Here is an 8,887-nt window from a genome sequence, read left to right on the forward strand (position 1 = left end):
TCGCCGACCGCGGCGCCGAGGTCGTCGATCACGTCGTGACCGACGAGCACGTTGCGCGGGAGCTTGATCCACGTGGACTTGTCGAACATACCGGTCGGTCGCGCCCGCGGGCCAAAGCCGTTGTCCATGTCGGTCGGGAGCGACGCCCGCTCTCCGCGCGGCCGCCTACGCGGCGAGCGCCGAGAGCGTCGTCGCCGCGTCGTAGAGGAAGAAGACGCCGAACCCGGCGAGCACGACCGCCGAGGCCACCGCGACGAGGGGCGCGAACGTCTCGGCCCGGTTCTCGGCGGCGACGAGCCCCGCGGGGAAGCCGGTGATCCAGATCAGGATGCCCAGAAAGAAGCCGCCGATGAGCGCGGGGGAGCCGGTAGTGACGACGAAGGCGCCGGCGAGGTCCGCGCCGACGACCGGGAGTCGGGCCAGCACGTCGAGTTCGCCGGGGCGCAGCAGGCCGACGCCGACGGTGAGCCAGAACAGCACCTGGTACGGGTTCGTGAGCGCGAGTACCAGCGCCTTCCGGAACCCCTTGCCCGCCTCGATCGCCGGTTCGTTGCCCGAGGTCGGGCGGAATGACGCGCGCGCGCCTCGGGCCGCGCCGACGGCGAAGTACAGCATCAGGACGCCGCCGGCGGCGACCATCGCGGCGCGGAGCAGCGGGAGCGCGTCGACGACGGCGACGACGCCGAGGTACGCGAGGACGAAGAAGATCGCGTCGGCGGTCGCCGCGCCGAGCCCGGCCCGGAAGCCGGCGGCCCGACCGCGCAGCACCGACTCCTCGGCGATGACGGCGTTCATCGGACCGGGCGGGGCCGCGAGCGCGAGGCCGAAGACGACCCCCGCGGCGAGCGTCACGAGGAGGTTCACACCGCTCGGAACGGTCGGTTTCGTGAAAAAGTCCGCGAAGGAGCGATGAGCGTCAGCGTCGGAAAACCGACACCGACGGGCGGATGTGTCGAGCGCGACGATCGACGAGCGGATGTGTCGAGCGCGACGGTCGACGAGCGGATGTGTCGAGCGCGACGGTCGACGGACGGGTGTGGTGAGCGATGCGACCGACAAGCCGCGATCGGCGCCGCGGTCGGCGCCGCGCTCGCGGCTCAGTCCGCGTCGTCGACGCGGATCGACCGGGCGATCGCCGCCGGCAGGCTCTGCTCGCCGGTCGGCGTCCGCACGGTCACCATCCCGAAGGGGGCGACGTCGACGACCTCGACCTCGGTCCCGGGCGTGATCCCGGCGTCGGCGAGGTAGTCGAGTTCGTCCTCGTCGCGGTCGGAGACGCGAGCGACGACGACCCGGTCCCCCTCGGCGCGGTCTGAGAGCCGCGGCCCGCTCCCCTCGTCGACCGGCTCCAAATCGGCTCCGGGAATGGGGTCGCCGTGGGGGTCGACGGCGGGGTCGCCGAGCGCCTCGGCGACGCGGCGCTCGAACTCCTCGGAGATGTGGTGTTCCAGGGCGTCGGCCTCGTCGTGGACCTCGCTCCAGTCGTAGTCGAGTCGGTCGGCGAGGAACGCCTCCAGCAGCCGGTGGTGGCGGACGACCTCCAGCGCGACGGCCTCCCCCTCCGCCGTGAGCTCCGCGCCCTGATACGGCTCGCGCTCGACGAGCCCGCGGTCCTCCAGCTTCCCCAGCATGTCCGTCACCGACGGGGAGGTCTTGTCGAGGTACTCCGCGATCGCGGACGTCGAGACGGGCGGCCCCTGCTCGGACTGGAGGACGTAGATCGCCTTCAGGTAGTCCTCCATGACGTCGCTCAGCATTTATAAGCGATCGCGGCCCGCGGCTGAAATACCTACCGGGAGTGAGGAGCGGTCGGAAGCGGCGTCCGCGGCGCTCCGGTCGGTGACGCTCACTCGTCTTGGAGCTCGGCCTCCCGCAGCGCCTCGTTGAGGTCCTCGCGGACGCGCTCGCCGGTCTCGCGGTCCATCGCGGTGGTGACGATCCGGTTCTCCTGCACGCTGGAGCCGTCGCGGAGGAGCAGCCGGACGTTCCCGTTGGTGCCGGCGCGCGTCGCCTTCGCGCGGAGGCCGGTCCGCGAGCCGGTGCCCCCGGCGTCGATGGGACCCGGGACGATCTTCTTGACGTGGGGGTGTTGCGCGACCGTGCTCACCGCCTTCCGCCCCTTGCGGTCGCCGATCAGCGTCGAGTGGGAGCCGCCGATCTTCTCGCGCGGCGGGGTCTCGACCACCTCAAGCGCGCGGTCGCCGCGCCGGTCGAGCACCCACGAGACGACCGGGCTCACGTCGAGACCGCGAGTCGCGTCCGGGTCGTCGCCCGCGTCGGTCCGCGCGTCCGGGACGCGGTAGAACTCGTGGTGGACCTGCGCGCGCGTCTCACGGAGGGGTTCGCGCGCCCCGGCCGCGTAGACGGTGTCGGGGCGCTTGCGGCGGATCTCGTCGGCGACCCGACCGGCGAAGTTGCGGAGCTGGATCTCGGTGAGCTGCTCGTCGCTCTCCGGGCGGGTCGTCACCGTGGTCTCGCCGATGACCTCGTCCTCATCGAGCATCGTCAGGCGCGCGCGGTCCTCGGCGAACTCGGCGACGACGGCGTCGGCGTTGGCGGTGTTGCAGGTGAGACAGTAGTCACCGGGCTTGCGAAGCGGAGTGCCACACCGCCGACAGTTCATATCGAACGGAGGCGCGTGGCGGGTAAAAGCGCGTCCGTTCACGTCACCGCGAGCGCCTCCGTTCGCCCCGGTGCAGTGACGGCCGGACCGGGCCGCGGCGACGGTCGGTCTGCGACCCGGAGCCAACCTATATTAGTGGGGGCACGCCTGAAGAGCGGTATGGACACCGACCGATCCCCGGCGGACCCCGCGGACGGGGACACCGGGACGGAGTTCGAGGGGGCCGGGGAGGAGTCCGAACGTGCCGAGGCGGGGTCCGAACGTGCCGAGGCGGAGTCCGAAGACCCGACCGACGACGAACCGGACGGCCCGGAGGGGGACGCCATCGAAGACCGGTTGGCGCGGCTGTTTCAGAGCGGCCGGACGAACGCCATCGTCGCGTGGTCGATGGTGGCCGTGCTCGTCGGCGCCTTCGTCGAGAGCCTGCTCGGGGCCGACCTCCTTCCGATGGTCCTCGTCGCCGCCATCGCCGCCGTCGTGGTCGCGCCGGCGGTCGCGGCACGGGACCCGCGGGTGATTCCCCCGTGGGAGGTCCTCGGACTCGCGCTGTTGCCGGTGCTCGTACGCACGCTCTTCGGGGGTGAACTCGGGACGTTCGCGACGTACCTCGCGATCGCCGCGTTCGCGCTGATCGTCACGGTCGAACTCCAGATGTTCACCACGCTGCGGGTCACGCACTGGTTCGCGATCGTGTTCGTCGTGCTGGCGACGATGGCGACGGCGGCCGCGTGGACGGTGCTCCGGTGGAACGCCGACAGACTGCTCGGCACGGAGTTCCTGACGACCAACGAGGCGCTGATGATCGAGTGGATGTACGTGACGCTGGCCGGCGCCGCCGCCGGGGTCATCTTCGACGCCTACTTCCGGCGCCGCGGGGCGCGGCTGCGTCGCGCCATCCGATGGGTGGTGCGCCGATGAGCGTCCGCGGGGCCTTCCGCGCCCGCCCGTCGCTACGGACCCAGCGCCGGCTCACGAGGGGGATGCAGGTCCTCCTCGCCGCCATCGTGGTGTACGGCGTGGTCTTCGGCCAACCGAAGGCGATCACCAACGGCGGCCTCGGCCTCTTCGTTACCTTCGTGCCGGCGCTTTTGGAACGCAACTACGACATCCCGCTGGACCCGTGGCTCGGCGTGTGGATCACGTCGGCGGTGTTACTCCACACGCTCGGGTCGGCGTGGTTCTACGCACAGATCCCGTGGTGGGACCACCTCACCCACGCGCTCTCGGCGTCGCTGATCGCCGGCGCGGGGTACACGACGCTGCGGGCCATCGACCTCCACAGCGACGAGATATCCATCCCCTCGCGGTTCGCGTTCGTCTTCATCCTCGTCGTCGTCCTGGCGTTCGGCGTCGTCTGGGAGCTGTTCGAGTTCGCGCTCGACATCGTCGCCGACGAGACGGGGGTCTCGATGCCGCTGGCCCAGTTCGGGCTCGACGACACCGTGCTCGACCTGATGTACAACTCCGTGGGGGCCTTGGTCGTGGCGACGTTCGGACAGGCGCACCTCACGGGCGTCGCGGAGCGGGTCCGGGAGGGGCTGTACGGGGCGTTAGACGAACGGTCCTAGCGCAGACACGCCGCCACGACCCGCAGCGCGGCCTCGCCGCGGACCTCGTTCGCGAGCAGCGGCACGCGCTTCACGTCGCGGCCGCGGAACAGGTCCGTGGCACGCCGGAGCGCGGACTGCTGGACCTCCCACCGCCGCGCGCAGAACTCGCAGGTGTCCGGGTTCGGCTCGACGATCCACGCGGGGTCGACGTCGGCCACGTCCCCGACGCCCTCCATCACGCGATTGACGACCAGCGTGTTCACCGGAATCCCGAACTCGTCGAGGCGGGCGACCAGGCGCTCCGACTCGACGACGCTCATCTCCTCGGGGATCGTCACGACGCGGAAGTCGGTCTGTGCGGGGTCCCGCAGCACGGCCCGGAGGCGCTCGATGCGCTCCTGCAGCTCGTCGAGGTCGGCGGTCGGGTCCGCCTCGTCGTCCCCGGCGCCGAACATCCCCTTGAGCCCGTCCATCATCCCCGAGAAGCGGTTGCGGAGCTTCATCACGCGGCCGATCATCGAGTCCATGATCTCGGGCAGTTGGAGGAGCCGGAGGGTGTGCCCGGTCGGCGCGGTGTCGACGATCACCCGGTCGAACCGCGGGTCGTCGAGGTACTCCAGCAGCTGGCGCATCGCGGCCGCCTCGTCGGCGCCGGGCATCGTCCCGCCGAGCAGCGAGCCGATTCCTTCCTCGCCGTCGGGGTCGCCGTCCGGGTCGGCGCCGCTCATGCCGCCCATCCCGCCCATCGCCTCGCCCATCTCGCCCATGCCGCCGAGGGGGTCGCCGTCCGCGCCGAACATCCCCTCGTCCATCGCGTCGTCGGGGTCGATCTCGGCGGCGAACAGCGGCATGTCCTCGCGGATGCGCGTCGGCTCCGCCGGGATGTCCGTCTCGTAGGTGTCCGAGAGGGAGTGCGCCGGGTCCGTCGAGACGACGAGCGTGCGGACGCCGCCCGCGGCCGAGGAGAGCCCCGTCGCGGCCGCCATCGTGGTCTTCCCGACCCCGCCCTTCCCGCCGTAGAGGACGTACTCGGGGGCGTCGACGCCCTCGGGGAGGTCCGTGGCGGCGTCCGTCTCGGCCGGGAGGTCGGCGTCGGTGGCGTCGGTCTCGTGACCGCCGGCTCCGTGCTCGCCGTCGTCCGCGGCGTCCTCGTCGCTCTCGGGCTCCTCGACGCGATCCACGGGTTCGACGTCGATGTCGTCCATACCGGGTCGTGGGCGCGGCGCGTTTGTGTACTCGTCGGTCTTACGAAGGGGACTCGTGGGAGTCAGATCGTGGAAAATAGACAATCAGAGTGACTGTCGCTATCTCGGCGAATGACGTCAAAGCCCCAGTCGCTCGGTTGGAAATGGTTGACCGCGAATCGGCGGTGAACACCTCCAAAGCCCCAGTCGCGAGGACTCGATGGGCTCGCTGCGCTCCTCAGTCGCTCGTTTCACTCGCTCCCTGCGGTGCTTGCATCGCCCGTCTTCGTCCTCGCGACTGCCCCTTTGAGTCCCATCCACCCGCAACCGCACCGCAGCCTCACACCTCCCCAGCCTCGTCGCTCACTTCGTTCGCGACTCCCTCGCGCGTGCTGCTCGGCCGCGAAGCGACCTCGCAGGCACGCGCCACTGCACCGCCGTTCGTTTATAAATAATCGCCGCTTCCGTCTAGCGGTGTTTATATATCGCGTCTACTCGCCCGTACCCTCGCGCTCGACGGCCATCCCGAGGTCGGCCATCGCGTCGAAGAAGTCCGGGAACGAGACGTCGACGTGCTCGCCGCCGCGGATCGTCGTGGTGCCCTCGGCGGCGAGCGCGGCCACGGCGAGCGACATCACGATCCGGTGGTCGGCGCGGCCGTCGACGGTCGCCCCCCGCAGGTCGCTCTCGGACCCGTGGATCGTCAGGACGTCCGGCTCCTCGGTCGTCTCGGCGCCCATCTTCGTCAGCTCCTCGGCCATCGCGGCGACGCGGTCGGTCTCCTTGTACCGGACGTGCTCGCAGTTCGTGATCCGGGTGTCGCCGTCGGCGACCGCGCCGAGCGCGGCGATGGTGGGGAGGAGGTCGGGCGTGTCGCCCACGTCGACCTCGACGCCCGAGAGGTCCGAACGTCGGACGGAAATGACCCCCTCGTCGCGGTCCCACTCGACGTCGACGCCCATGCGCTCCGCGATGTCGACGATCGCGGAGTCACCCTGCGCGCTCGGGCGAGCGCCCTCGATCCGGACGGACTCGCCGGAGCCGGCCGCGACCGCCCCGGCCGCGACGAGGTACGAGATGGACGAGAAGTCGCCGGGGACGGCGTAGCTCCCGCCGGCGGGCGCGTACGACTGGCCGCCCTCGGCGACGAACCCCGCCGCGCCGGCGGCGCCGTCGAGCGCCTCCCCGTCGGCCCCCACGGGGGTCGCCTCGACGCCGAAGTCGTCGAGCAGTTCGAGCGTGATGTCGACGTACGGCGCCGACTTGAGGTCGGTCGTCAGATCGATCTCGATCCCCCGGTCGGTGACCGCGCCGGCCATCAGCAGCGCGGTGACGTACTGCGAGGAGACGTCGCCCGGGATCGCCACCTCGCCGCCCGCGAGGGGCCCGGAGATAACCAGCGGCGCCTGGCCGTTACCCCGGGTCGACTCCGCGCGGACGCCGAGGTCCGTGAGGGCCGTCAGGAGCGGCCCCTGCGGGCGCGACCGGAGCGACCCGTCCCCCGTCAGCACCGTCGCGCCGTCGGCGAGCGCGGCCGCGGCCGTGACCAGCCGCATCGTCGTCCCGGAGTTCGCGCAGTCGATCACGTCGTCGGGGACCGCCGGCCGGCCGTCGAAGCCGTCGACTGAGAGGGACTCGGCGCCGTCGGGGACGAGCGCGTCGGTGTCGGCGTCGGCGACGTCGCTCCCGGACTCCGGCCCGACCGCGCCGCCGAAGGCGGTCACGGCGCGGGCGGTCGCCCGCGTGTCAGCGGAGACGAGCGGGGACCGCACGGTCGCGCCGTCGCTGTACCCGGCGGCGAGCAGCGCGCGGTGCGTGTAGCTCTTCGAGGGCGGCGCGCGGGTCGTCCCCCGCACGGTCGAGTTGGTGACGTGGACGTCCATACCACCTCTGCCGGGCGCGGCGACAAGTCGGTACCGGACGCGGCACGACTCGTCGCGGGGCGAACGGCCGCGGACGCGGTCGATCGGTTCCGCCGCGGCGCCCCGGCGCACCCTTTATACCACCGGGAGCGTTAGCGTCGCGTATGCCCCAGTGTGAGATGTGCGGCGCCGACCAAGCCTCGCTGACGACGACGAAGGTCGAAGGCGCCGAACTGGAGCTGTGTAGCTCGTGTACGGACTTCGGCACAGAGGTCCGCGACGAGTCCACCGGCTCCGGTGGCAGCAAGTACTCCACGAGCTCGAGCACCGGGAAGTCGTCCGCCTCAGGCTCGTCGTCCGGCGCCTCGGGGTCCGGCGGCTCCTCGGGCGGCTCGACGCGGCCGCGCGACATGTTCGACGACATGGACGAGATCGCCACCGACTACGACGATCAGATCCGGAACGCCCGCGAGTCCCGCGGGCTCAGCCAGGAGGAGCTGGCCGACCAGCTCAACGAGAAGGCCAGCCTCATCCGCAAGCTCGAACGCGGCGACACCCTCCCGACCGACGAGGTCCAGCGGAAGCTGGAGCGGGCGCTCGACATCTCGCTCGTCGAGGGCGAGTCCGTCGAGGACGCCGACTGGGACGGCGGCGACTCGGGGACGATGACGCTCGGCGACGTGGTCAAGCGGAAGGACTGAAGACACCGTCGCGCGGCGTTCGCCGCTCCGCTCTTATTCGACGCGTAGCCGCATCCCGACGAGCAGGACCGCGAGCAGTACGAACGCGACGAGCGAGAGGTTCGGGATCGTGAGTCCGAGGGACGGGCTCTGCCACTGAACGGTCGCGCACGGACCGCCGAGCGTGCACTGTCCCTGCGTCGCCTGGAGGTACGAGTGGTACGCCGAGAGGGCCAGTCCGGGAGCCACGAGCGGGAGCGCGGTTCGCGAGACCGCCGGCCGTGCCTCGACCGTCGCGACGCCGAGCACCGCGACGAGCGGGTACATGAGGATCCGCTGGTACCAACACAGGTCGCAGGGCGCGAGCCCGAGCCCGAGGCTCAACCAGAGGCTCCCCGCGGTCGCGACCGTCGCGACGAGCGTCGCGGCCGACAGCCAGACCGTCGCCTCCGAGGGGCGGCCGGTCACACCGTCGCTCCGCCGTCGTCCGTCTGCTCCGATCCCCCGTACCGCTCCGCCAGGTAGTCGATGATGTAATCGACCGTCTCGGGGTCGTAGCTCCAGAAGCCGAAGAACTCGCCGGGCGCGCGCTCCTCGGCGAGCAGCGCGCACTTCGCGTCGTCGTAGCCGCCGCCGTCGTACGCGACGAACCACGTCTCGCGGATCTCGGCGGTCTCCCCGACGTGGACCGTGTAGTGTTCGACGTCCGGCGGGTCGCCCTCGTTCGCGGCGTACGCGTGGACGCTGAGCCGCTCCTTCTCGCCTAAGAGGTCGTACGTGTCCGCCTCGCCGGTGAGGACGTCGAGGGTCTGGAACCCGGCGTGGAGCTCGCCGTCGCCGACGCGCCACGCGCGGTCCTCGATCTCCCGGGACGCGGCGACCATGTCCTCCCGGGAGTAGGACGTGAACATCGTCTCATCGAGGTGGTCGAGGATCGGCTCGCCGACCCGCTGCCGGTCGGAGGGGCCGGGCTCCCGCCCGTCCGACG

At 71.4% G+C, this 8,887-nt stretch carries 10 protein-coding genes; 3 read left to right on the forward strand and 7 right to left on the reverse strand.

Features of this window, described 5'->3' with window-relative positions:
- Positions 1-165 precede the first annotated feature (165 nt).
- The 3 genes from DJ75_RS13575 to DJ75_RS13585 all read right to left on the reverse strand — a co-directional run bounded on the left by DJ75_RS13575 (position 166) and on the right by DJ75_RS13585 (position 2,623).
- Entirely contained in the window at positions 166-864 is a 699-nt protein-coding gene (locus tag DJ75_RS13575) for a LysE family translocator (protein WP_094524983.1), read from the reverse strand.
- A 233-nt stretch (positions 865-1,097) separates the two neighbouring features.
- Positions 1,098-1,757 carry a metal-dependent transcriptional regulator gene (locus tag DJ75_RS13580; RefSeq protein WP_094524984.1) on the reverse strand — a complete coding sequence of 220 codons (660 nt, stop codon included), beginning with the start codon at positions 1,755-1,757 and terminating at the stop codon, positions 1,098-1,100.
- 89 nt (positions 1,758-1,846) lie between these two features.
- Positions 1,847-2,623: a DUF2103 domain-containing protein gene (locus DJ75_RS13585; RefSeq protein ID WP_094524985.1), complete on the reverse strand. Its 777-nt coding sequence runs from the start codon at positions 2,621-2,623 to the stop codon at positions 1,847-1,849.
- Between the two features lie 159 nt (positions 2,624-2,782).
- Here DJ75_RS13585 and DJ75_RS13590 point away from each other — a divergent pair, with 159 nt between their 5' ends.
- Together DJ75_RS13590 and DJ75_RS13595 are read left to right on the forward strand one after the other, a co-directional pair.
- A complete protein-coding gene (locus DJ75_RS13590; RefSeq protein ID WP_170938229.1) occupies positions 2,783-3,541 on the forward strand; it encodes a hypothetical protein in 759 nt (252 codons plus the stop codon).
- On the forward strand, positions 3,538-4,191 hold the full coding sequence (locus DJ75_RS13595; RefSeq protein ID WP_094524986.1) for a hypothetical protein: 654 nt from the start codon (positions 3,538-3,540) through the stop codon (positions 4,189-4,191). Before DJ75_RS13590 ends, DJ75_RS13595 begins: the two co-directional genes overlap by 4 nt.
- Here DJ75_RS13595 and DJ75_RS13600 read toward each other — a convergent pair.
- Complete coding sequence (locus DJ75_RS13600) at positions 4,188-5,378, reverse strand: TRC40/GET3/ArsA family transport-energizing ATPase (protein ID WP_094524987.1); 1,191 nt, start codon at positions 5,376-5,378, stop codon at positions 4,188-4,190. The genes DJ75_RS13595 and DJ75_RS13600 overlap by 4 nt on opposite strands.
- 470 nt (positions 5,379-5,848) lie before the next feature.
- Positions 5,849-7,240: a 3-phosphoshikimate 1-carboxyvinyltransferase gene (gene aroA / locus DJ75_RS13605; protein WP_094524988.1), complete on the reverse strand. Its 1,392-nt coding sequence runs from the start codon at positions 7,238-7,240 to the stop codon at positions 5,849-5,851.
- Between the two features lie 143 nt (positions 7,241-7,383).
- On the opposite strand from aroA, the gene DJ75_RS13610 reads away from it, so the two are divergent.
- A complete protein-coding gene (locus DJ75_RS13610) occupies positions 7,384-7,920 on the forward strand; it encodes a multiprotein bridging factor aMBF1 (RefSeq protein ID WP_094524989.1) in 537 nt (178 codons plus the stop codon).
- Positions 7,921-7,953: 33 nt separating this feature from the next.
- On the opposite strand, the gene DJ75_RS13615 is transcribed toward DJ75_RS13610, so the two are convergent.
- Both DJ75_RS13615 and DJ75_RS13620 read right to left on the reverse strand, forming a co-directional pair.
- Positions 7,954-8,367 (reverse strand): disulfide bond formation protein B, encoded by a 414-nt coding sequence (locus tag DJ75_RS13615; RefSeq protein ID WP_094524990.1) that lies wholly within the window; start codon positions 8,365-8,367, stop codon positions 7,954-7,956.
- The coding region (locus DJ75_RS13620) for a DICT sensory domain-containing protein (RefSeq protein WP_275542310.1) at positions 8,364-8,887 on the reverse strand (524 nt) is incomplete at its 5' end. The genes DJ75_RS13620 and DJ75_RS13615, both read right to left, overlap by 4 nt.

Source organism: Halorubrum sp. Eb13 (assembly GCF_002252895.1).
Classification (GTDB): Archaea; Halobacteriota; Halobacteria; order Halobacteriales; family Haloferacaceae; genus Halorubrum.